The sequence below is a fragment of the Vibrio sp. TAP-3B genome (assembly GCF_057784735.1).
Window position 1 is genome coordinate 570168 of record NZ_CM173496.1, and the last position, 23086, is coordinate 593253.

At 45.0% G+C, this 23086-nt stretch carries 14 protein-coding genes; 7 read left to right on the forward strand and 7 right to left on the reverse strand.

The genetic code is table 11. The features are described 5' to 3' along the window. Positions 1 to 104: 104 nt before the first annotated feature. Entirely contained in the window at positions 105 to 2558 is a 2454-nt protein-coding gene (locus tag AC3D28_RS17080) for a glycogen/starch/alpha-glucan phosphorylase (RefSeq protein WP_488536790.1), read from the reverse strand. A 726-nt stretch (positions 2559 to 3284) separates the two neighbouring features. On the opposite strand from AC3D28_RS17080, the gene malT reads away from it, so the two are divergent. The 6 genes from malT (at position 3285) to sstT (ending at position 10725) form a co-directional block, all read left to right on the forward strand. Next, a complete protein-coding gene (malT, locus tag AC3D28_RS17085; RefSeq protein WP_488536791.1) occupies positions 3285 to 5993 on the forward strand; it encodes an HTH-type transcriptional regulator MalT in 2709 nt (902 codons plus the stop codon). Between the two features lie 627 nt (positions 5994 to 6620). Continuing rightward, on the forward strand, positions 6621 to 7538 hold the full coding sequence (locus AC3D28_RS17090) for a polyprenyl-phosphate transporter (protein WP_098414346.1): 918 nt from the start codon (positions 6621 to 6623) through the stop codon (positions 7536 to 7538). Positions 7539 to 7773: 235 nt separating this feature from the next. Then, the gene (locus AC3D28_RS17095) at positions 7774 to 8199 is read left to right on the forward strand and encodes a hypothetical protein (RefSeq protein ID WP_098414347.1); all 426 of its coding nucleotides are present in this window, start codon (positions 7774 to 7776) and stop codon (positions 8197 to 8199) included. A 9-nt stretch (positions 8200 to 8208) separates the two neighbouring features. Further along, entirely contained in the window at positions 8209 to 8823 is a 615-nt protein-coding gene (locus tag AC3D28_RS17100) for an SCO family protein (protein ID WP_488536792.1), read from the forward strand. Continuing rightward, positions 8813 to 9115, forward strand: coding sequence for a PTS sugar transporter subunit IIB (locus AC3D28_RS17105; RefSeq protein WP_098414349.1), 303 nt, complete (start codon positions 8813 to 8815; stop codon positions 9113 to 9115). The genes AC3D28_RS17100 and AC3D28_RS17105 overlap by 11 nt, the downstream gene beginning before the upstream one ends. Positions 9116 to 9510: 395 nt before the next feature. Further along, on the forward strand, positions 9511 to 10725 hold the full coding sequence (gene sstT / locus AC3D28_RS17110; RefSeq protein ID WP_098414350.1) for a serine/threonine transporter SstT: 1215 nt from the start codon (positions 9511 to 9513) through the stop codon (positions 10723 to 10725). A 62-nt stretch (positions 10726 to 10787) separates the two neighbouring features. Here sstT and pdxY read toward each other — a convergent pair whose 3' ends face one another. The 6 genes from pdxY to AC3D28_RS17140 all read right to left on the reverse strand — a co-directional run bounded on the left by pdxY (position 10788) and on the right by AC3D28_RS17140 (position 18246). After that, positions 10788 to 11657 carry a pyridoxal kinase PdxY gene (gene pdxY, locus AC3D28_RS17115; RefSeq protein ID WP_488536793.1) on the reverse strand — a complete coding sequence of 290 codons (870 nt, stop codon included), beginning with the start codon at positions 11655 to 11657 and terminating at the stop codon, positions 10788 to 10790. A gap of 101 nt (positions 11658 to 11758) precedes the next feature. Then, positions 11759 to 11947 (reverse strand): AbrB/MazE/SpoVT family DNA-binding domain-containing protein, encoded by a 189-nt coding sequence (locus AC3D28_RS17120; RefSeq protein WP_488536794.1) that lies wholly within the window; start codon positions 11945 to 11947, stop codon positions 11759 to 11761. A 146-nt stretch (positions 11948 to 12093) separates the two neighbouring features. Further along, the gene (potE, locus tag AC3D28_RS17125) at positions 12094 to 13404 is read right to left on the reverse strand and encodes a putrescine-ornithine antiporter (protein ID WP_488536795.1); all 1311 of its coding nucleotides are present in this window, start codon (positions 13402 to 13404) and stop codon (positions 12094 to 12096) included. Between the two features lie 60 nt (positions 13405 to 13464). Continuing rightward, positions 13465 to 15645 (reverse strand): ornithine decarboxylase SpeF, encoded by a 2181-nt coding sequence (gene speF / locus AC3D28_RS17130; protein WP_488536796.1) that lies wholly within the window; start codon positions 15643 to 15645, stop codon positions 13465 to 13467. A gap of 409 nt (positions 15646 to 16054) precedes the next feature. After that, positions 16055 to 16501: a helix-turn-helix domain-containing protein gene (locus AC3D28_RS17135; RefSeq protein WP_031780583.1), complete on the reverse strand. Its 447-nt coding sequence runs from the start codon at positions 16499 to 16501 to the stop codon at positions 16055 to 16057. A gap of 548 nt (positions 16502 to 17049) precedes the next feature. Next, positions 17050 to 18246 (reverse strand): tetratricopeptide repeat protein, encoded by a 1197-nt coding sequence (locus tag AC3D28_RS17140; protein ID WP_488536797.1) that lies wholly within the window; start codon positions 18244 to 18246, stop codon positions 17050 to 17052. Positions 18247 to 18792: 546 nt separating this feature from the next. Between AC3D28_RS17140 and pulA the strand changes: the two genes are divergently transcribed. Next, positions 18793 to 22782, forward strand: coding sequence for a pullulanase-type alpha-1,6-glucosidase (gene pulA / locus AC3D28_RS17145; protein ID WP_488536798.1), 3990 nt, complete (start codon positions 18793 to 18795; stop codon positions 22780 to 22782). Positions 22783 to 23086 lie beyond the last annotated feature (304 nt).

Consider the following 23086-nt stretch of genomic DNA (forward strand, 5'->3'; position numbering starts at 1 on the left):
CTTTCTCCGAAGGTAATACCAACACCTTCCATGTAGGGTTTTATTATTATCAATCACTTATTGTTTAAATGACCAAAAGGTAGCGCGTGGCTACCTTGGTTGTCTTAACGGTGAACCGCTTCTAGCTTCCAGATATTATTCACATAGTCTCGAATGGAACGGTCTGATGTGAACTTACCCACGAGGGCGGTATTAAGAATGGCTTTCTTCGCCCAGCCAGCTTGGTCTTTGTATTGTTTACTCATGTCTTCGTGCGCTTTCACATAAGATGCAAAGTCAGCCAGACATAGATACGGATCACCGCCATCTAATAGGCTATCGTACGTTGCACGCAACAGACCTGGCTGACCTGGTGTGAACTCTTCACCTAATAACAAGTCCATTGATGCTTTGAGTAGGTGATCCGCATTGTAGTAATCGAATGGGTTGTAACCTTGAGCTTTGAGTGCTTTGACACCTTCCGTATCGAGACCAAAGATGTAGATATTCTCATCGCCCACTTCTTCACGGATCTCGACGTTAGCACCATCCATCGTACCGATAGTGAGGGCACCGTTAAGCGCCATCTTCATGTTACCAGTACCCGATGCTTCTTTACCCGCTAGCGAAATTTGTTGTGATACATCCGCCGCAGGAATGATGATTTCTGCCATGCTCACACGGTAATCTGGAATGAAAACCACTTTCAGTTTGTGACCGATGCGCGGGTCGCTGTTCACTTTTTCTGCGATCTTGTTGATTGCGAAGATGATCTCTTTCGCTAGATGATAGCCCGGTGCCGCCTTCGCCGCGAAGAACACAACGCGTGGCACGCATTCGAAATCTGGTTCGTTAATGATACGGTGGTACAGAGACAGCACGTGTAGTAGATCTAGGTGCTGACGCTTGTACTCGTGCAGACGCTTAATTTGAACATCAAAGATGGCATTGGTATCTAGCTCGATACCCATGTTCTCTTTCACCCAATTCGCTAGGCGCTCTTTGTTCTCTTTCTTCACTGCCATGAATTCTTTTTGGAATTTTTCGTCAATGGCGTACTGTGCGATGCCTTCCAGTTGCTCTAATTTCACTGGCCAGTTTGAGCCCACTTTCTCAGTAACTAGCTTAGAAAGGCCAGGGTTACAGAACTTCAACCAACGACGCGGCGTAATCCCGTTCGTGACGTTGTGGAGACGTGTTGGGTACATTTCATGGAACTCTGGGAACAGGTCTTTCTTAACCAATTCCGAGTGAAGTGCTGCTACACCGTTTACTGCGTAAGAGCCGATTACACATAGGTTAGCCATGCGAACCATGCGGTGGAAACCTTCTTCGATGATAGAAAGCTTCTGTTGTTTCGCAACATCACCCGGCCACATTGCACGTACATCTTGTAGGAAGCGATGGTTGATCTCGTAAATGATCTCCATATGGCGGGGAAGTAGGTGCTGAATGAGCGACTCTGGCCATGTCTCTAGTGCTTCTGGAAGTAGCGTGTGATTGGTGTACGCAAACGTGTGAGAGCTGATTTCCCAAGCCGCTTCCCAAGTTAGACCTTTTTCGTCCATCAGGATGCGCATAAGTTCCGGAATCGCAATCGTTGGGTGCGTATCGTTAAGCTGGATGGTCTCCTGCTTAGGCAGTTCTTCGATAGAGTAACCTGCGGCTTCATGACGACGTAGGATGTCGCGTACAGACGCTGCTGAGTGGAAGTACTGTTGCATGAGACGCAGTGTTTTACCTTTCTCGTGGTTATCGTTCGGGTAAAGCACTTTAGTGATGTTACCTGCGTCGATCAGCGCGTGTTGCGCTTCGAAGTAATCACCGTTGTTAAAACTTGCTAGCGAGAATGGAGCAATTGCCTGACATTCCCAAAGACGTAGCGGGTAAACCGTGTCTGATTCGTAACCCACGATAGGCAAGTCCCAAGGCATGGCTCTTACACTCATACTTGGTGTCCATTTGCGAACTTCTTTCCCGTTTTCATTCACGACTTCAACGTGACCGTAAAAACCAATTTCTTGCGCAAGGTCTGGACGAGCGATTTCCCAAGGATAACCTTCAACGCCACGCCATGCGTCTGGTGCTTCTTGTTGTCGACCATCTTTAAACGACTGCTTAAACAAGCCGTACTCGTAGTGTAGCCCGTAACCGACGGTTGGGAATTCTTGCGTCGCACATGAATCCATGAAACATGCGGCTAGACGACCTAAGCCACCGTTACCTAGTGATGGGTCGCGCTCTTCTTCTAGCAAGTCAGTTAAGTTGTAACCCAGTTCAGCCATTGCTTCTGTTACTTGCTCGTACAGACCCATGCTGATTAAATTGTTGCCCGTTAAACGACCAATTAAAAACTCTAATGAAAGGTAGTTAACACTCTTCGCACCTTGGATGCGCGGGTCTTCTTCCGTTGCAAGCAAATCTAAAGTCGTAAACTCAGCCAGTGCGTGGCCCATTGCTAAGTACCACGCGCGACTGTCTGCATTTTCAACGGTATGAGCGTAAGTAACAGATAAATGTTTCTTTACGCTTTCTTGGAACAACTTCTTGTTAAACTGTTTTTGTTGAGTCGGTTTCATTACGAAATTCTCACGTCTTTTAGTAATTCATCTGCTTTATATCGTGCATTTAGCGCGGTGAGTAAACATCATCCTAATTCTCCTCCTTTAAAGGAGGAGAGATGAGGGCGTAGAGGCGTATTATTGCGAAGTTAGTGATCCAAATCTCAACAAAGGGTTCTTCGTTCTAATTCTTAGTGATTCCGATCACAATGACACATGAGAGAGGTTAAATTTTGTTCATGGGATTTTTATAACCCACTCGATTCATGATGTGAAAATTGTCTTATCGATCACACTCGCTTGGTTAATATTGAAAGATTTTTCTTAACCTATGCGCAATGTGATATTAATATCACCGGCACCAACCCGTATTTGAGTGATGAAAATCACAAATAAAAGGCGTAGATGACGCCAAACCCATCAACTCTTGAGAATTAGGAAGTGGATCAAAGTAACAGACATTTCTGATGTCGTACCATCCACATGGCTCACGGGTTGTACGCTTTTCATACAAACTAAAATTGGTCGGTATGAGTCATTTCTCGTTTCGCTCACTTTTGTCTCTCCGTGACTTCGTGATATGCCTTTTGGCGTAATTTTGCCAAGCGAGGATAACGTAAGCGGAAAGTAACACGCATAGATGGTGTTATAAGTGAGAGAGCAACTTTTAGTGGGGGAAGCTCTTGCTAAAACCAGTGCGTTAAAGTCACTCAGGTATAGATAAATAAGGACATAATTACTAAAATGTGGATTCCATCTAAGCTCACTCGTCCAGGCCGACTACACAATGCGATTGTGCGACCAAGAGTACTAGACTTACTTCAACAAGCGCCTTACTACAAATTGGTTTTGTTCCGTTCTCCTGCGGGCTATGGCAAGACAACGATGGCTGCTCAGTGGTTGTCCGACAAGCCAAATGTCGGTTGGTATAGCATTGATGACAGCGATAATGATGACTTCCGTTTTGTCAATTACCTACTTCAGGCGCTCAACAAGGCGACCAATTTCAGTTGTTCTAACGCACAAAAACTGGCAGAGAAACGCCAGATTTCTTCCCTACGTTCGCTGTTTAGCGAAGTGTTTGCCGAAATGGCGGACTTTCATCAAGAGTGTTACGTCGTATTAGATGATTATCACTTGATCACGAATGATGACATTCACGAATCCTTGCGTTTCTTCTTAAAACACATGCCAGATAACCTCACCATTGTGGTGACCAGTCGAGCCGCACCACCACTGGGCACCGCGAATCTGCGCGTGCGTGATTTAATGATTGAAATCGGTAACGAAATGCTGGCGTTTGATACCGAAGAGACCACTCGCTTTTTTAATCAGCGTATCGCGGACGGCATTGATGAAAATATGGCTAACAGCCTAAGAAGTTATGTTGAAGGCTGGCCTTCAGCCATGCAGTTGATCGCTCTACAAGCCCAACATCAAAACCGAACCTTGGCACAAACCGTTGAATCCGTCTCTCAATTCAACCACGCCCACTTATGGGATTACCTGGTCGAAGAAGTGTTTGACTTGCTTGACCACGACACTCGTCACTTTTTAATGCAGGTCTCAGTACTGGATCATTTCAACGATGAGTTGGTCTTTTCTTTAACCAAACGTGAAGACGCGCTTGGCCTCATAGAGTCATTAAATCGCTACGGTTTATTTATCTACCCGCTGGAAGGCGAACAAAACTGGTTCCGCTTCCACAACCTCTTTGGGGAGTTTTTGTCGCACGAGCGCCAAGCTCGCATTCCACAACAAGAAAAAGATTTGCATAAAAATGCCGCCGTTGCTTGGTTACAACAAAAAGCGCCACACCAAGCGATTCACCACGCCCAAAAATCGAATGATAAACAACTCGTGGTTGAGATCCTCAATGAGTTTGGCTGGAAAATGTTTAACCAAGGTGAACTTAGCACACTTGAAAGTTCAATGAATAAGTTGGATGCAGAACTGCTCTTTAGCCACCCAAAACTGACAATGCTGCGTGCTTGGCTAGCACAAAGCCAGCATCGCTATAATCAAGTCGGTCATCTACTTGAAGAAGCAGAAGAAGAGCATAAAAAGCGTAATATTACATTAGATACCCACTATCAGGGTCAAGCCAATGCCTTGCTGGCTCAGGTTGCCATTAACAGTAACCAACCGGAAAAGGCGTTAGAGCTGGCAGAGCTGGCACTGAGCCAATTAGATAACACGATATATCGCAGTCGAATCGTGGCCACTTCGGTTGTGGGGGAAGTAAACCACGTACTTGGAAAGCTTGACCGTGCGTTACCAATGATGCAACAAACAGAAAAGTTAGCACGTCAATATCAAGTTTATCATCAAGCTCTTTGGGCTATTTTACAACAAAGTGAAATTTTGATTGCTCAAGGCTACGTGCAAGCAGCGTTTGAACTGCAAGATTCGGCTTTCCGTCTGATTGAAGATCAGCAGCTCCAGCACGTGCCATTGCACGAGTTCCTGTTGCGCATCCGTGCTCAAGTACTATGGTGTTGGAACCGCCTCGATGAAGCCGAAGAGTGTGCGTATAAAGGCCTACAAATTCTAGAGAACCACTCTCCAAGTAAGCACTTACACAGCTACTCTATGTTAGCGCGTATCGCGATTGGTCGCGGTGAGCTTGATAAAGCAAGTAAATTTATCGAACATATTCAACACTTGTTAAAACAATCAACTTACCATGTTGACTGGACGGCGAACGCCTCACTTTCACTCCTCCTGCTCTGGCAAGCCCGCAACAATACCGAAGCGATGCAAGAATGGTTGAACACCGCCGTTCGCCCCGCGCACGCTTGCAACCACTTCTCACAGCTGCAATGGCGCAATATCGTTCGGGCTCATATCAACTTGGAGCAATATGAAGAAGCGCGCCAAGCATTGGACTTCTTACAAAGTGAAGCTCATCGTACCAACCTCGTGACCGATACCAACCGCAACTTAGTCGTAGAGGCAGTGCTTGCCGCTCGTCAAAAAGACGAAGAGCAAGCAAAAGCACTGCTAAAACAAGCATTAGTGATGACGAACCAAACGGGTATGGTGGGTAACTTCCTGATTGATGGCGCAACCATCGGTGGCCTGTTGGAGAAACTCAGCTTGCGTTATGAGCTGGGTGATTTAGAACGTCACCGTGCACAGCAATTGATGAAAGACATTTCATCCAATCAGCGTAGCCGTTCTATTCACTTTGATGAAAACTTCATTGAGAAATTAGTGAACCACCCTAATGTCCCTGAGCTTGTGCGCACAAGCCCGCTGACTCAACGAGAATGGCAGGTACTTGGTCTAATTTACTCTGGTTTCAGCAACGAGCAGATCGCGCAAGAATTGGATGTAGCTGGCACCACAATCAAAACACATATTCGCAACTTGTACCAAAAGCTAAACATCGCTAATCGCAAAGAAGCGATTGTGACTGCAGAAAATTTACTGCAATTAATGGGTTACTAATTTCGCTTACCGCAGCCAATAAGCTGACGGTTTATTAAAAACGGAAAAATAAAAGTGGGTTGGCATTATACACCCACCCTTTTTATTGATTAGAAATGAGGAATAAGGTGAACTTGCCAAACACGTGAATGATGTGGTTGATATATCAAAGACAAAAAAATAGCCAACCACAATAATCGCGATTGGCTTATATTTTGTGTGAACAAATTGCATTCACTAACAACGTCAGTTGGCTAGGTGACCCTCGGCTTAAGAAGGGTCACTTAGTAATAAGCAGTAACCATGCCAAAAACAAAAGCTTGATTTTTGAGCGCAAGACCTCATAAAAATTGAAACTGATCACACAAAAACAGCAAAACGCAAAACCGCCTTGCATTGTGCTATTGCAAAATGCAAATCAACTCGTAATTGATAATCGACTTAATCAGCTCAACACGTACTCCCATAATAAAAAGTCAATTCACGCTTTCATTCAACAGCTATCTCTATTTAGGTTAGAAAACTCATTAACTTACCTTCAAAGACCACTTGCCTAAGTAAGCAACCGTTTAGATATCACTATTTCATACTTTTTTAGTCGCAATGTTTGTATACTCTGTGCCATCTACACGACTTAGTACTAGAGAAATGAACTATCTAATTACTTTCTTCAAAGGAATGGCCATGGGCGCAGCTGATGTTGTCCCAGGTGTATCTGGTGGTACCATCGCATTTATCACTGGCATTTATGACACGTTGCTTGAAAGCATCCGACGTATCAACCCATCTCTTTTCTCTATTTGGCGAAAAGAAGGGATTAAAGGTGCGTTTAATCACGTCAACGGTTTTTTTCTTATCGCTCTATTCGCCGGAATTTTCACTAGCATTGCGACCTTGGCAAAACTGATCACTTGGCTACTTGATACGCACCCAATTCCACTGTGGTCATTCTTCTTCGGCCTGATTTTAGTGTCGGTTTACCACATCCTTCGTCAAGTACAACAACGTGATATCATTCGCTTAATCGCGTTACTGGTGGGGATCGGGCTTGCGTACAGCATTACCGTACTTAAACCACTTCACTTAGAGCCGACCGCCATCAACACTCTGATTGCAGGCGCTATCGCGATTTGTGCAATGATCTTACCGGGGATCTCTGGCAGCTTTATCCTGCTGCTAATTGGGATGTATGCGCCAGTACTGGCCGCGGTGAAAGGATTCCAAGTGGATATGCTGGCGCTATTTTTATCAGGTTGTGTGATTGGTTTATTATCCTTTTCACACCTATTATCTTGGCTACTCCACAAGTTCCGCGATGTCACCCTGATGTTTTTGACGGGCTTAATGATTGGTACGTTACCAAAGATTTGGCCTTGGAAAGAAACCATCACTTGGCGCACCAATTCAAAAGGTGAGCAAGTGCCATTACTACAGCACAACCTATCGCCATTTGAGTTTGAACACGTAACGTCACAACCTTCTCAATTGGTTCTGGCCATTGTCATGATGTTGGCTGCCATTGCGCTGGTTTTAAGCCTCGAAAAATTCGTAGATTCAGATAAGTAAATACTGAATGGAGTAATAAGAACGGAGCCAATGGCTTCGTTCTTATTTTTTTGGCTAAGCGAAAATCATCGCAAGTGAACACCTCTATGGACTTGATTTAATTAAACTCTGCCTTTGAGATCATGTTGGTGTAGGTCATCGAGGTATAACGCACAATTTATTGAGGTCGCGAGTTGGCAAGTGACGCTTCTATGCTACGATGCTGGTAATGTTAAGTGATAAATGCTGAACCTTAATGAAAGTGTTACCAATCGCGGCTGTTACAGCTGCACTGGTTGCGGGTTTTTATGCCCCAACTTTACTAAAAAGCTTTTCTTCATCGGCCTCCATCAAACCGATAGATGAATACTGCTTTCTCTCCACCACCTCTTGCGTCCAAGAGAACGTCACGATGACACTCAACGCAGATAGTGCTCAACCGCTGGTTCCTACCACTTTGAATGTTGAGTGGGATAAAAACGATGCAGAGCAACTCGTCCTAACGCTTTCGGGGCGAGAAATGGAGATGGGCGAACCTAAGTTTTTACTAAAGCAAGTCGCTCCCGGTCAATATCAAGGTGACATCGTTCTTCCTGTCTGTACTCAAGATGCGATGACTTGGGTCGGCGAGCTCACCGATGGAAAAAACACCATTTATCCCGCTATAAAAATGCAAAGATAAGGAATCATTATGAGCCGCAACTGGTCCCTCTTTCTCGTGGTCGCTTTCGTACTTGGTTTTGGTGCGAAGAGCTATTTGGACAATCAAAGCGAACAAACTGAAAAGACGAATAGCGCTTCTTCTCAATCAACGGTGTTGTTTGGGGAAAGTAACCAAGCCGTTAAAATTTTCGACGTTGACGACCCACGTATTCGCATCGTTTACTTTGGTTTTACTCGTTGCCCAGATGTCTGTCCTACCTCGCTCGCGATGTTGGCAGGCGCACTTAATCAAATTGATGACGCCCAGAAAGCGAAACTGCGTCCAATGTTTATCTCTCTTGATCCAGAGCGTGACGAAGCTGATGCATCCGCCCAATACGCGCACTACTTCCACCCTATGATTGAAGGCTTATCAGCCCCCCTTGATGTAACCACACCACTGGCGCATAAGTACGGTGTAATTTTCCGCAAAACCGATTTAGAAGGCTCAGAGCTGAAATACACTCTCGATCACAGCTCTTACTTCTACTTCTTAAAGCCAGACGGCACGCTGATCACAAAAGTTCCGCATACATTAACACCAGCACCAATTGTCGAAGCTATCTCTAAATTAACGGTTGAAGGAAATCCAAATGAAGGTTAAATCAACCCTCAAACACCTTTTTAGCGTTCTTACTCAAACGAATCCAAATATTGAGCAAGATGTCGACGCCGTGATTGCCGCTATTGGTGGTATGAAAAATATTTTAGAAACCGGTGCATGCGCCACTAGGCTGCGCCTCACACTTCAGTCGACGTCCATGGTTAATAAAGAGGCGCTCAAAAAACAGGGTGCTCATGGAGTGGTGATATTAGATGATAGCCACGCCCAAATCATATATGGGCTTAAAGCCAATACTTATTCACAGATCATCGAAGAGCGAATGCAGTCGTAATGCCACGGTCCACGTTGACAACACCAACAACCTTACTCCGCTGTTAAATAAAAACGTGAATAAAATGAAAGGAGACATTTGTCTCCTTTTTTAACAAAGTTATTAAAAAGCATCACTCATAATCGCCTACCTTTTGCAACACAAAAAACTTATTTTATTAACATTGACCAAACATTTAATCCAAGAACAAACTAAAACTAGACACAAAATATTACCAAGCTAAGATAGGTGACATTCAGCCATTTTATCGCTGAATATATAAAAACAGGATAATTTATAATCATGTGTCTTAGTGACCAGAAGCAATGCTCGTCCCTTGTTAGGCAAGGGCATTATCGCCGTGTAATGATAGGTTATTGCCCTGCCGCTTTGGCATAAAATTGCAGGAATGATGTATGCAACACAACAGCCTCGTTGCCCGATATGCTCGCGGTAACCTCGTCGTCCAGATCCTCGTCGGCATTGTCTTCGGTATCTTGCTCGCGACAATTTCACCAAGTCACGCCGAAAGTGCAGGACTCATTGGTAGCCTATTTGTAGGTGCCCTTAAAGCGATTGCTCCAATTCTAGTATTTATTTTGGTCGCCGCTTCAATTGCGAACCAAAAGAAAAATCAACACACTTACATGCGCCCAATCGTATTGCTGTACCTAATGGGCACTTTCTTTGCCGCGCTATCTGCGGTGGTTCTAAGCTTCCTTTTCCCGACCAATTTAACGCTTGTAACCGGTGCTGAAGGCGCAACGCCTCCTCAAGGTATTGCAGAGATCCTACGTACTCTGTTGTTTAAACTGGTAGATAACCCAGTAAATGCTCTGGTAGAAGCAAACTACATTGGTATTCTTGCTTGGGGTGTCGGTCTTGGCCTAGCATTGCATCACGCATCAGCAACCACCAAAGCCGTGTTTGAAGATCTAAGCCACAGTGTTTCTCACATTGTTCGCTTTATTATTCGTCTTGCGCCATTTGGTATCTTTGGCCTTGTCGCGTCAACATTTGCGACAACAGGTTTCAGCGCACTAGCAAGCTACGCTCACCTTCTTGCAGTTCTGCTTGGTGCAATGATGATCATCGCTTTAGTCGTGAATCCAACGATCGTATTCTTCAAAACCAAACAAAACCCGTACCCTTTGGTGTTCCGTTGTCTACGTGAAAGTGGTGTAACCGCATTCTTCACTCGTTCAAGTGCGGCAAACATTCCAGTGAACATGGCACTGTGTGAGAAGCTAAAACTGGACGAAGATACGTACTCAGTATCTATCCCACTAGGTGCGACCATTAACATGGCTGGTGCTGCAATCACTATCACAACGCTTACGCTTGCAGCTGTGCACACTATGGGTATTGAAGTTGATCTACTGACTGCGCTACTGCTAAGTATTGTGGCTGCGGTTTCTGCATGTGGCGCATCCGGTGTTGCTGGTGGCTCTTTACTCCTTATCCCTCTTGCGTGTGGCCTGTTTGGTATTTCAAACGACGTCGCAATGCAGGTTGTCGCCGTCGGCTTTATTATCGGTGTGATTCAAGACTCTGCTGAGACGGCACTAAACAGCTCAACCGATGTTGTCTTTACGGCCGCCGTTTGCCGTTCAGAACAGCAAAAAGTATAGTAAACATGACTAGAAAGGGGAGCCAATTGGCTCCCCTTTTTTGTTTAACTGTACTAATCAGTTTACGCAGCCGCTCGAGCAACTTCTTCTATTGGAAAGTGTTTGCTTGGCTCAACAAACTCTTGCTGAGCAGCGATGGTTTGCAGTTCCCACTCACCCGCATGGTACGTTACACTCAGAACCCCGTAGCACGCGTCATGACAGTGTTGGAAAGCTTGTTTAGGAGACCAGCCTTTCAATAATCCAGTGGTGAAGATCGCCGAGATAAGGTCACCCACACCGACGGGTTGTTTGGCAAACTCAAACTGAGGACGCTTCGCAAGGTAAATGCCTTCTTGGGTTGCCAGCAGCATGTTGAAGCTGCCGTTTTCTAGGCAGTAAAGGTGTTTCACAAGTACAATTTTTGGACCTTTCGCCAACGCACGTTGGCATGCCGTGATCGCATCGTCTAGCGAGTGGATTTCCATCTCAGCAAATTGACTTAGCTCGAATTGGTTCGGAACGATCACGTCTGCCATTGGCATCAAACGAGTCAGTAGGTTCTCAGCAATACCCGGAGCCACGATGCAGCCTTTATCTGGCGCGCCCATCACAGGATCGCAAACGTAAAGTGCTTTTGGATTGGCCTTTTTCACTTTCGTCACGGTTTCTTCGATAGCAAGACATTGTCCTGCACTACCTTGGTAGCCCGTTAACACCGCTTGGCATTTTTCCAAGGCCCCGATGTTGCCCAGACCACGAACCAACTCGCTGATGTCTTCAGCCGCAAACGCTCGCCCAGTCCAACCTTCTTGATACTGCGTGTGGTTAGAAAATTGCACGGTATGAATCGGCCATACTTCGAAACCCATGCGCTGCATTGGGAAAACGGCACTGCTGTTACCAGCATGACCAAAAGAAACATGAGATTGTATAGAGAGGATACCTTGCATAGTACCTTACCTCTTATTGTTGTTATCGATAGTTCAAACACAGCGGCAAGCGCCAGTTTTGCCAAACCAGTAGTGTATCCGACAAACTATGATTCTCTAACTCAATTCTCGTTAACTTCTTCAGAGTAAGTTGGAGCGTAGGTTTTCAACACCATCTTCTTGATTTCCATTTTGTCTTTATTCAGTGCGATTTCTAGGGTATCTCCTTCCCTTATCCCGAGCTGAGTCAGGATTACGCTTGGAATGACTACGGCGGTATCGTCACCGATTTTAACAGGTTGACTTATCATCTTTCGTCCTTCAAATGTCGAAAATGAGTTTTTACATCATTGGATATTTATTCCCAGAGCCTTGATCTGACGTGGGCTTGGCATAAACGCCTAAAAACAAAGAGCCTTCCACACCACGTTTAGGAAGGCTCTTTCATTATTATTTTTTAATTTGCTAAAGGCTCATGCTTCGCAGCAATCAGACCGTAAGCACTCCAGCCTAGGAAGGTTACGATTGACCCCCACATCATCGCTTCGTAGCCAGAACCATATAGCGCGTAGAAGCTGTATAAGGAACCAATCAGAGCGATAATGTTGGTGGTTTTCATCTCGCGCTCTGGCACGTCTGCCACTTGCTGCATGATGAAGATTGCGCCCATACATAGAATGTAAGGGATAACGTTTGTTACTACCGCTAGGTTAACCAGCGCTTCGAACTGCTCATTCAGCGTTGGAGAAATCGTCATTAGAGACAATACCGATTGGATGATAGTAATCGCGAGCATACCTTTAATTGGCGTACCACGTTTGTCCACCTGAGAGAACAATTTAGGGAAGAAGCCCGCATCAGAAGACGACTTGAACACTGACGCGATAGTGAATTGCCAACCTAATAGAGAACCCGCACACGCCAATACCGCCATACCAGCAACCGCTTTACCTGCTGTAGAGCCAAGCATCACAGACCATACGGTTGAGAATGGTGCGGTAGACGCGGCAAGCTCAGAGTTTGCAACGATACCAGAACAGATGTTTGTCGATACGATGTAAACTACAGCAGCAATCAACGTACCGCCTAGCACTGCGATTGGTACGTTCTTCTCTGGGTTTTCTACCGCTTCTGAGTTCGCACAGGCCGATTCAAGACCAAGAAACGCCCATAGTGTCATGGCAATAGAAGCACTCACAGCTTCACCAAATGGCAAGCTGTGTGGGTTCCAAGCTTCGATGTACATGGTTGGGTTAAACCAGAACCAACCAACAATACCTAGCGAACATACCGGCAGGATCACACCCCATACGGTGAAGATACCGATTTGGCCTGTAATTTTCGCGCCACCGAAGTTAGCGAAAGTACAAATCCAAAGAATGGCGATGGTGTACAAACAGGTTTCGACCGGAGATAAGGTCACTTCAAAAAATGCGGAGCCGTAACCCACACAGGTAATCGCGATCGCAATGTTCGCAATAAGGAGCGACAAACCGTAAGTCCAGCCCGCCATAAACGCACCAGATTTACCGAATGCGTAAGACGCGTAACCGTTCATACCACCGTCACGTTTACTAAAGCGACCACATTTTGCAAACACATAAGCCAACGCCAAAGAGCCCGCCGCCGTGATCAGCCAAGACAACACAGAAATGGTGCCCACTTGCGCCAGTTTACTTGGCAGCATGATGATACCGGAGCCGGCCATGTTGATGAATGTCAGAATGGTTAACTGCACCACCGACATTTTTTTAGTTTCAGTACTCATAAATTATTCTCCACGAATAAGCGGTTCGCACGACGCCGGAGCGTGGTGCGAACGGGTAGATTAATCTTTTAGGACATAGCAATGTGCGGTAGTGCGACCGTCGACATCTTCAAGGTACACACCTTGAATTTCTGGCGCGAAGCCTGGGAAGCGGTTGATGCCTTCTTCTAGAGATAAGAAGTAATCCACCACCTGTTGAGTCCAAATTTCACCAGTGATCACACAGATGATGCCTGGAGGGTAAGGTAGTGCACCTTCGGCGGCTACTCGGCCGACGGCCTCTTTAAGTGGTAGGTAATCGCATTCACCACGGAAGTATTTGCGTGTTGCCACGTCTGGTTTATGAACCATTTGTGGGAAGTATTCACTGCGGAACATCGCTTTTTGTAGCTGCTTCACGTTCAGCTCTTTGTACATGTCATGCATTTCCTGACATAGCTGACGGATGGTGTAACCACGGTAGCGCTCTTTGTTCGCTTCGTAGACGCCTGGTAGCACGATACTGAGAGGTGCATCATCACGAATGAATTTTTCAAATCGGTTGATTTGCGCGACAAGGTGACGGATCTTACCCATGTCTTCAGCAGGAGTGAGTAGGAACAAGATGGAGTTCAAGTCACACTTCTCAGGGATGATGCCGTTTTCGCGAAGGAAATTCGCCAATAGCGTTGCCGGAATACCGAAATCTGCGTAGCTGCCGTCTTCGGCAATACCTGCCGTGGTTAGCAACAATTTACATGGGTCAACAAAGTATTGACCTTCACCATAACCTTCAAACTTGTGCCAGTTTGCATCCGGCTCGAACATGAAGAACTTCTTATTGGTCGCGATCACATCAGTGTCGTAGCTGCCCCAAGGTTGATCTTCAATTTCACTTGGAATGAACGGACGAATTAACTCACAACTTTTGAGAATTTCTTTACGCGCTTCGATACCTGTCTTAACCGCGTCGCTCCATAAACGTAAGCCTGCTTCACCATCGTGGATCTTCGCGTTCACATCCAATGCAGCAAACAACGCATAGAACGGAGATGTCGATGCGTGCATCATAAACGCGTTGTTAAAGCGTTTGTGATTGCAGTAACGAGCTTGGCCTTTAATATGGCGGTCTTTTTTGTGGATTTGCGATGTTTGAGAGAAGCCAGCTTGTTGCTTGTGAACAGACTGAGTCACGATCACACCCGCATCTTCTGGTTTCAGATCCAATAGCAGTGGCGAACAGTCTTTCATCATAGGGATGAACTGCTCGTAGCCTACCCATGCCGAGTCAAACAAGATGTAGTCACAAAGGTGGCCGATCTTATCCATGACGTAACGAGCGTTATAAATTGTACCGTCGTAAGTACCCAACTGGATGATGCCCAGGCGGAACGGACGTTTATCACGTGCACGCTCTGGAGATACTTTCGCGATTTGAGCACGAATGTACTCTTCATCGAAACAGTGCTCATCCATACCTCCAATGAAGCCCCAAGGGTTACGCGCCGTTTCTAGGTAAACTGGCATACCACCCGCTTGGATTAACGCGCCGTGGTGATTCGACTTGTGGTTGTTACGGTCGAACAATACCAAATCGCCTTCAGTTACTAGCGCGTTACACACCACTTTGTTTGAAGCAGAAGTACCGTTGAGTACGAAGTAAGTTTTGTCAGCGTTAAATACTTTTGCAGCGTGTGTTTGCGCTTGATGTGCAGAACCTTCGTGGATCAGTAAGTCACCTAAGTCTACGTCCGCGTTACACAAGTCACTACGGAATAAGTTTTCGCCAAAGAAATCGTAGAATTGTTTACCAGCAGGGTGTTTTTTGAAGAACTGACCACCTTGGTGTCCCGGACAGTCAAACGCCGAATTACCCATCTCAACGTAGTGCGTTAATTGCTTAAAGAAAGGAGGGAGCAGACGACACTCATATTTAGTCACGGCTTCATTAATTTGACGGCAGTAGTAATCGATAGATTGTCTTTCTAAATCAATAACACCCGTTAACCAAACGTAATCTTCTGCTGAAACTGGAGTTTCATCGGTCACTAAGAAAACAGGAATTCCGTACCCAGTTTCCGAAATCATTCTATGAAGACCCGCTTTAATGTCTGCTGACGTAATAATAGCAGCACCAACGTCGGTTAATTCAACTTGTTCTAAAGGCAGTAAGTGACGATTAAATTGTTCATCTAAAGATTCAGCTAATAAGCTAAAGTCTTCAGGCATGTAATTGCTAACACCTATAATTAAACGTTTCATTTGAAATATCTCTTTTTTGTTCTATAAAAATGACAAGGACAGATATTACAAACAAAATATTTATTTAAAATTCAAATTACAAATTTCGTGATTAAATTTTAATATTTAAAAGACTTATCTCATCGAATTAAAATTTAGAGACTTTCATCACTTTTCAATTTCTATCTCAATGATATTGAAGCGCACCTAAAAGGAAAGTTCCTTCAAAAATTATGTGACAACGCCCATTATTAAAAAGAAGGTTATTATAAGAAAATAAAGTTTTGAGATTACCATCACTATATAATAAGTTAAATTATATTATTGCAGTTTAAAACACTCCACTTTTAACCAAATTTAAACACATAATAAAAAAGCCATCAACACATGTATTGATGGCTCTTTACTTTGACTATAAAGAAAAAACAACTTAATTAAATAAATGACTATCTAGTTTGACTCCACCATTCGACCATTGCTGATAACGCTTTACAGACATGCCTGACGAGTACATGGTATGTTTACAATCCATACACTCAACAAAATACAACCCACTCATTCCTGCCATAACGTGCAGCCTTCGGCTATCGCAGCGCTTGCAGGACAAGCGCTTTACTTTGGTGTTGACGTCAATACGCCGAGCAAAGTTTAACGTTTCGTGAGAACATAAAGCGTCAACAGCACTATCTTTAAAAGGATGTTCACTAAGTAAATAATTAATGGCGTAATCGTACACCGGGGGGATTGAAGATTTTCCACTTTCAATATTACTTATCTTAGCAACGGAAACGCCTAATAAAGAAGCGAACTCAGCCTTACTGTACTCTAAGATAAATCTTGAAGAGATGAATTTATCTGCACTAATGATTCTCAACATACACAAATCTCTAATAGAAATAAAAACAGAGCAAACTAATTCGCTCCATTTCTGTTGAAACATGTAATGAAAAAGTTACTTCCTAGTGTAATTCTACATATTTTATATACTATTTTATTTTGTACGTCATCTTGCGCCTAATAAATTATAAAATCAACAATCCATTCCTAATTATAAAAACAAAATTTAAGATTTAAGATTTATAGTGCAATTTTTTAATTTACATTATTACATAAAATAATGAACAATATTCACCTATAACTCTGGGCATCAAGTATTGTTTTTCAATCATTATTACTATCAATTGAAGAGATTTGATTTGAGCCCAATAGCGGAAGTAGATCAAGAGGGAAGCCCCCCTATTTGAAGATAAACAGCTCCCGCCTTAGCGAAGTACTAAAAATGTGTTGAAAAATTGCATAAATAGTATGCAACTCAGTAAAATAGTCGCTTCGATAAGTTTACACTCTGTTGTCGTGATCGACAGAGATACTGAGACAGAAAGGCAAAAGAAAAGCCTCAATTGAGAGGCTTATGGATAAGATAAATTATGGCTCAAGAAAGTTCTGTGTGAAGTCGAGTGTTTCTTTGGATGGTTTTTGCTCAGCAGATTGCTTAGCGGCTGGTTTTTCTGTAGTTACCGCTGTCATCTCTGGTTTTAAGTTCAAGTCCTGTGTACTTTCCCAAACGTGAGTCTCTTGTTTATGCTCATCATTTGGTACTTCGGTTAATTCATCCTCATCTGGAAAGTAAGCTTCACGTTTATAAACTTTGTTCAGTGCACGAATAATTGAGTGCTTTTTCACTCTTCCCGACGTCAACTTTCTTTGTAATGGTTTCGAGATGGATTGCAGCCCAACCACCACATCGACCCCAATGTTCCCCGCCACTTCATCGCGAAGCACTCGAGCTGGCTCGTACCCCATATTCGCAGAAAGAAAAAGCCACACGTAAGCAATCGCGTTACCCGTCTTCCCCGTATCTTTCCAAGCTTTACCCGCATGGTACATGGCTTCTGCGCTACCACCTTCTGCCGCGTTTTCAAGCCAATAACAGCCTTTAACCATACTTTTCTCGACACCCACGCCATTTAAGTAACATAAACCTACTTGAATTTTTCCGTCTGCACTGCCCTTCTCTGCCGCCTTTATAAACCAGTAAAGCGCATCAGCACGATGCCCAGCAGTGTTCTCTGGGGAAAGTAGCCATTCCCCCATATAAAGCATCGCATCTATGCAGCCTTCTTCTGCTGCCGTTTCAATCAATTGATGGCCTTTAGGTATGTTTTTTTCTATACCTCGGCCAAATACTAATGCTTTACCTGTGGCAAATTTTGCGTTGATGTCCCCTTCTAATCCCGCAATCGCGGTCAGCCAGAAGTTGGCTTGCTCTTTTAGGATGACATCTTCACGCATACGTTCACTAAGACGAACAATCCCGTACATGCCTGTGACGTTGTCCAACTTGGCCGCTTTATCATACCAATACAGCGCTTGTTTGATATTGTCGCGCTCTGCTTCTTTCGCTAAAAACAAAATGGTCGAGATATGTCCCGTCTCAGCTTTAAACTCGCGCTCTTTACGCTCTTGCTCACGCGCTTTTTGCATTGCCTTTCGGTATGCAGCTTTGCGCGCTTTCCTCTCTGCCTCGAGGCGTTGCTTACGCATCGACAACGAGATCATCCACACAAATATCAGGACGAGTGAAAGGCCAGTTGCCACAACGGCAATGCCCATACTACTCATAAATAGCCTCTTTTTTATTTCAGGGCCCAATTCACCCCTTCAAAAAGGAGCTTAAGGTTCCAATGCCAACATTGTGTCGACCGCCTGTATTATATAACGACCACTTGACCAAAATCTGAAGCCACAGCTCAATGGATGCAGTGATTTTATTCAATATCACTCTGACTTGTTTTTTATTGAAAAATATCACCATGTTTTTTATAGAACCTAATCACTCTTTTGAGGCTGAGGCACCCTCAGCCCCTATCCTCCTCCCTTACTCCTCCCATAACAATTTACATTTCAAAAGTGTGTTAAACATCTTGTTATACAATTGATTTGCTGTTTGATTTGTGAACAAAATCGATTGCGACAGAAAATTTGCACTTGTAAATAACTTAACCGCTCACTCTCACATTTTGCTGATGATTCCGTGTATTAGCATCTAGTTGAACATTTCCTTTTCGGCACCTTGCCTTTCTCGCGTGTGCGCAACCTTCTCACTGATTAAGTCAAAGAAGGCAGCTCACGACTTAACATCAATGCAATAACAATGGATTTGTAAACGTGAACAATAAAACATTTAAATTATCAGCAATTGCCAAAACCGTACTGCCTTTGATTTCCGTCGCGGTAATCAGCGGTTGCGGCAGTGATAGCACGAACGAAGATACGACGAACCCAAGCTCAGGCTTGTACCCTGCGGGAGAGAACGAGGTCGTCATTTATTACAAACGTGACGTTGCCGCAGCGTCAACCGCCAGCGACTACGACGGCTGGGGTTTGCACTTATGGAATGGCGAAGGCTGTACCAGCACTGACTTAGAAGCAATGGGGATTGCAGACGGGGGCACCCAATGGTCTTCGCCTCATCCATTCGATGGTATCAACGATACTTACGGCGCTTATTACGTGCTTAAAGTGAACCCTGATGCCTCTGACCCGCACGAGTGTATGAACTTCATTTTACACAACGGCGACGCTAAGGCCTTTGGCAGCGCAAATTCTAAAGTCGAGTTAACCAAAGTTGGCGAATCAAAAGGCTTATTTGGTTTCCACGGTAGCAGTGAGCTTTACTACGCACCTATCGAAGAGCGCCCTGTCGATATTGATGGCCAAAAAGCCCATTGGCTCGATGCCACAACCATCGCTTGGGAAGCGGCGGCCAATGCGGATTCCATGAAGCTGTTCTACAGCCTCAGCAACGACATCAAAATGGATGAAAATAAACAAGTCACTGGCGGTACAACGGTTGAATTAACCAAAGCCGGCGGCTTATCGGATGCGCTTAAGTCTCGCTTCCGTCATCTCGCGGATATGCAAGCAGCCACCATCAATGTCGATGACAAAATACTGCGCAAGATCCTGAAATCACAAATAGTGATGGTGGCTTACAACACTGAAGGAAACGTTACTGCTGCAACAGAAGTACAAAAACCCGGCGTCTTAGATGCCGTATTCGCGGATAAAAGCGCAGGAAACGCGATGGGTCAAGAACTCGGCGCAATTATGGAAGGCAGCGCTGCGACCTTCAAACTTTGGGCACCAACTGCTCAAGATGTTGATCTTATTATCTACGATGAGAATTTAGCAGAAGAAGCGACTGTAACGATGACAGAAGATCCGGCAACCGGTGTCTGGGTCTCTGAAGCACAAAGCAACGTCTTAAACAAATACTACCGTTACCAAGTCAAGGTTTACCACCCAACCACTGGTGTAGTCGAAACCCGCTTGGTAACCGACCCTTATTCACTAAGCTTGTCTAAGAACTCGCGATACTCGCAAGTGGTAGACCTCGATGACCCAAGTTTGAAACCTCAAGGTTGGGACAATATCGTGCGACCAACGGTTATAAAAGACGAAGACCACGTCCTTTACGAATCACATCTTCGTGATTTCAGCTTTAATGACAGCAAAGGCACACCGAGCCTAGACGGTAAATACCTTGCCCTTACAGAACCTGAGCGTGAATCTGTCTCCCACTTACAAGCGTTAAAGGATGCCGGTCTCACGACACTGCATATTCTACCAGCGTTTGATATTGCGACTGTGGATGAAGACGCCGAGAAACGAGTCGACATCACCGACACCGTCGGTAAGCTTTGTGGCATTAAGCCAGAAGCGTCTATCTGTGAGACAGAAGACGATGGCAAAGTGATTGAAGAGGTATTAAACAGCTACGATCCTACAACAGACTCAGCGCAAGCGTTGATGAACGATCTTCGTATGCTAGACAGTTTCAACTGGGGTTACGACCCATACCACTACACGGTGCCGGAAGGCAGTTATGCAACCGATCCAAACGGTGCTAAGCGTATCCTTGAATTCCGTGAAATGGTTCAAGCGACGCATAAAATGGATCTGAAACTGGTCATGGACGTGGTGTATAACCACACCAATGCCTCCGGTGTGAACGAAAAATCGGTACTGGATAAAATTGTCCCTGGGTACTACCACCGCTTAAACGTCAACACTGGCGGCGTAGAAAACTCAACCTGTTGTGATAACACCGCAACCGAAAACTTAATGATGGGTAAACTAATGGTCGACTCATTAATGGTTTGGGCGGATGACTACAACGTTGATGGATTCCGTTTTGACCTTATGGGCCACCAGCCGAAAGATGTCATGGTCTACGCACTTGAAAAAGTCCGTGAGATCGACCCGAATACCTTGTTCTACGGCGAAGGTTGGGACTTCGGTGAAGTCGCGCAAAACGCTCGCTTCGATCAAGCAACACAAGTCAACATGGCGGGTACAGAAATCGGCACTTTCTCGGATCGTCTGCGTGACGCCGTTCGTGGCGGTAGCCCGTTTGATGGCGGTGTAGATTCTGAAGGTAAGCACCCACTTCGCTTCAATCAAGGCTTTGGTAACGCCGCTTATCCTAACGAAGAAACCAAAACTGACGCTGAATCTGTGAATGGTCGTCTACACAACCAAGATCTGGTTCGTCTAGGCATGGCTGGTAACTTAGCTGACTACGTTCTTCTGGATTATAAAGGTGACACAAAACTTGGTAAGAGCGTTGATTACAATGGTGCTCCAGCAGGCTACACAAAAGTACCATCAGAAAATATCTCTTATGTGTCTAAACATGATAACCAAACCCTGTGGGACAACAACGCCTACAAGATTGCGACAGGAATAAGTTCTGCTGAGCGCGCACGAATGCAGTCTGTATCCCTATCAACGGTGATGCTAGGTCAAGGTATTCCGTTCATTCACATGGGTTCTGAGCTATTGCGCTCTAAGTCAATGCAGCGTGACTCTTACGATTCTGGTGACTGGTTCAACCGTGTATTCTTCGATGGAAGCGACAATAACTGGAACGTTGGTCTGCCACGTGAAGACAAAGACGGTGCAAACTGGGCGTTGATCAAAACCATCGTGGGCGACACGACGGCGAAGCCTGACATGACCGACATTGAACTCACCAAGCAGCAATTTCTAGAATTGCTGAAAATCCGCAGCACAAGCGAACTGTTCCGCCTAGATACCGCGCAAGAAGTGATGAATCGTGTCGATTTCCGCAATGTAGGTCAAGATCAAACCGAAGGCTTGATTGTGATGTCTATTGATGATGGTACATCGGCTGGTACTGATCTCGACCCTAATTACGATGCTATCGTGGCCGTGGTGAACTCAACATCAACTGTGAAATCTTTTAACGTGGCTGGGGCGTCTGGTTTTGAACTTCATGCGGTTCAACAAAACTCGGCAGACCCTATCGTGAAAGACGCAAATTTCTCAGGCGAAACGTTCACCGTTCCGGCTCTAACGACGGCCGTATTTGTTCAGCCACAAAATGGCGCTCAAGGTACAGGTTTACCAGTAAACACGGATAACAAAGACGTATCGAGCATTCCTCCTTACGGCGATACAGCGGTTTACGTACAAGGCACCATGAATGATTGGTCAGACAGCAGCGACTGGGCGATGACCTTCATTGGTAACGGTATGTACTCTGTAACTGGCGTTCTTGAAGCAGGTGAACACGAGTTCAAATTTGCGGACTCAGGCTGGGCAAATCCAAACATCGGTTGTGATGCTGCGGATTTAGATTCTGGCTCACTAGACTTAGGCACAGCGGGTAACTGTAAGTTGTCTGTTGCTGAAACAGGTAAGTACAACTTCACTCTGAACGCGTTACATGTTCAAGATGAAAGCGTAGAAAAACCAGTGCTATCTGTAACAAAAGCAGCCGATGCGCCAACGTTCGGTGAAACAGCACTTTACCTACGTGGCACTATCACCACATGGGATACTCCGGCGCAAGACTCCGCTGCGAAATTCAGCTATGTAGCAAATGACGTTTACTCGCTAGACATTGATCTAGCGGCGGGCAACGACGAGATGAAAGTGGCGAGCGCAGACTGGGCAGCAGACACCAACTTCGGCGGCGAAGGCAGTGTTGAGCTTGGTAAAGCGCTGACGATGGAAGTCGGTAGCGATAGCGCAAACTTAAAAATTGCGATTGCTGAAGCAGGAAACTACCACTTCCACTTCAACGCAGCAGAGAAAGCAGCGCCGGTGATTACGGTGACCAAGAACTAAGTTCGTCTAAAAAGACGTCCATAATAAAACGGGGAAGCACTGCGCTTTCCCTTTTTATATCTTACGTAGACGGCTTAGTGCCTGCAAAAACTGGTTCAAACATACTTTTTCGAGCGTTGTAGAAGATTCATAACCTTGGTTAAAACGGCACTCGTGTTTGACCATTCTTCAATTCCCAACGGATTATCAAGCCATCACTGTTCATGCGAGTGTAAGTAACAACTCATGCTCGTTGCTGTTTTCCCGTTACAGGTTGTGAAGGTTGAATCAATAACTGACCACTACGTTGTCTCACCAATCGCCT

Bases quoted from the DNA above. Each gene is read 5' to 3' on its own strand.
- sstT (WP_098414350.1), top strand. From the start codon at position 9,511: ATGCAACACAACAGCCTCGTTGCCCGATATGCTCGCGGTAACCTCGTC.
- pdxY (WP_488536793.1), bottom strand. From the start codon at position 11,657: ATGCAAGGTATCCTCTCTATACAATCTCATGTTTCTTTTGGTCATGCT.
- speF (WP_488536796.1), bottom strand. From the start codon at position 15,645: ATGAAACGTTTAATTATAGGTGTTAGCAATTACATGCCTGAAGACTTT.
- AC3D28_RS17100 (WP_488536792.1), top strand. From the start codon at position 8,209: ATGAGCCGCAACTGGTCCCTCTTTCTCGTGGTCGCTTTCGTACTTGGT.
- AC3D28_RS17140 (WP_488536797.1), bottom strand. From the start codon at position 18,246: ATGAGTAGTATGGGCATTGCCGTTGTGGCAACTGGCCTTTCACTCGTC.
- AC3D28_RS17090 (WP_098414346.1), top strand. From the start codon at position 6,621: ATGAACTATCTAATTACTTTCTTCAAAGGAATGGCCATGGGCGCAGCT.
- AC3D28_RS17105 (WP_098414349.1), top strand. From the start codon at position 8,813: ATGAAGGTTAAATCAACCCTCAAACACCTTTTTAGCGTTCTTACTCAA.
- malT (WP_488536791.1), top strand. From the start codon at position 3,285: ATGTGGATTCCATCTAAGCTCACTCGTCCAGGCCGACTACACAATGCG.
- AC3D28_RS17080 (WP_488536790.1), bottom strand. From the start codon at position 2,558: ATGAAACCGACTCAACAAAAACAGTTTAACAAGAAGTTGTTCCAAGAA.
- AC3D28_RS17095 (WP_098414347.1), top strand. From the start codon at position 7,774: ATGAAAGTGTTACCAATCGCGGCTGTTACAGCTGCACTGGTTGCGGGT.
- AC3D28_RS17120 (WP_488536794.1), bottom strand. From the start codon at position 11,947: ATGATAAGTCAACCTGTTAAAATCGGTGACGATACCGCCGTAGTCATT.
- potE (WP_488536795.1), bottom strand. From the start codon at position 13,404: ATGAGTACTGAAACTAAAAAAATGTCGGTGGTGCAGTTAACCATTCTG.
- AC3D28_RS17135 (WP_031780583.1), bottom strand. From the start codon at position 16,501: ATGTTGAGAATCATTAGTGCAGATAAATTCATCTCTTCAAGATTTATC.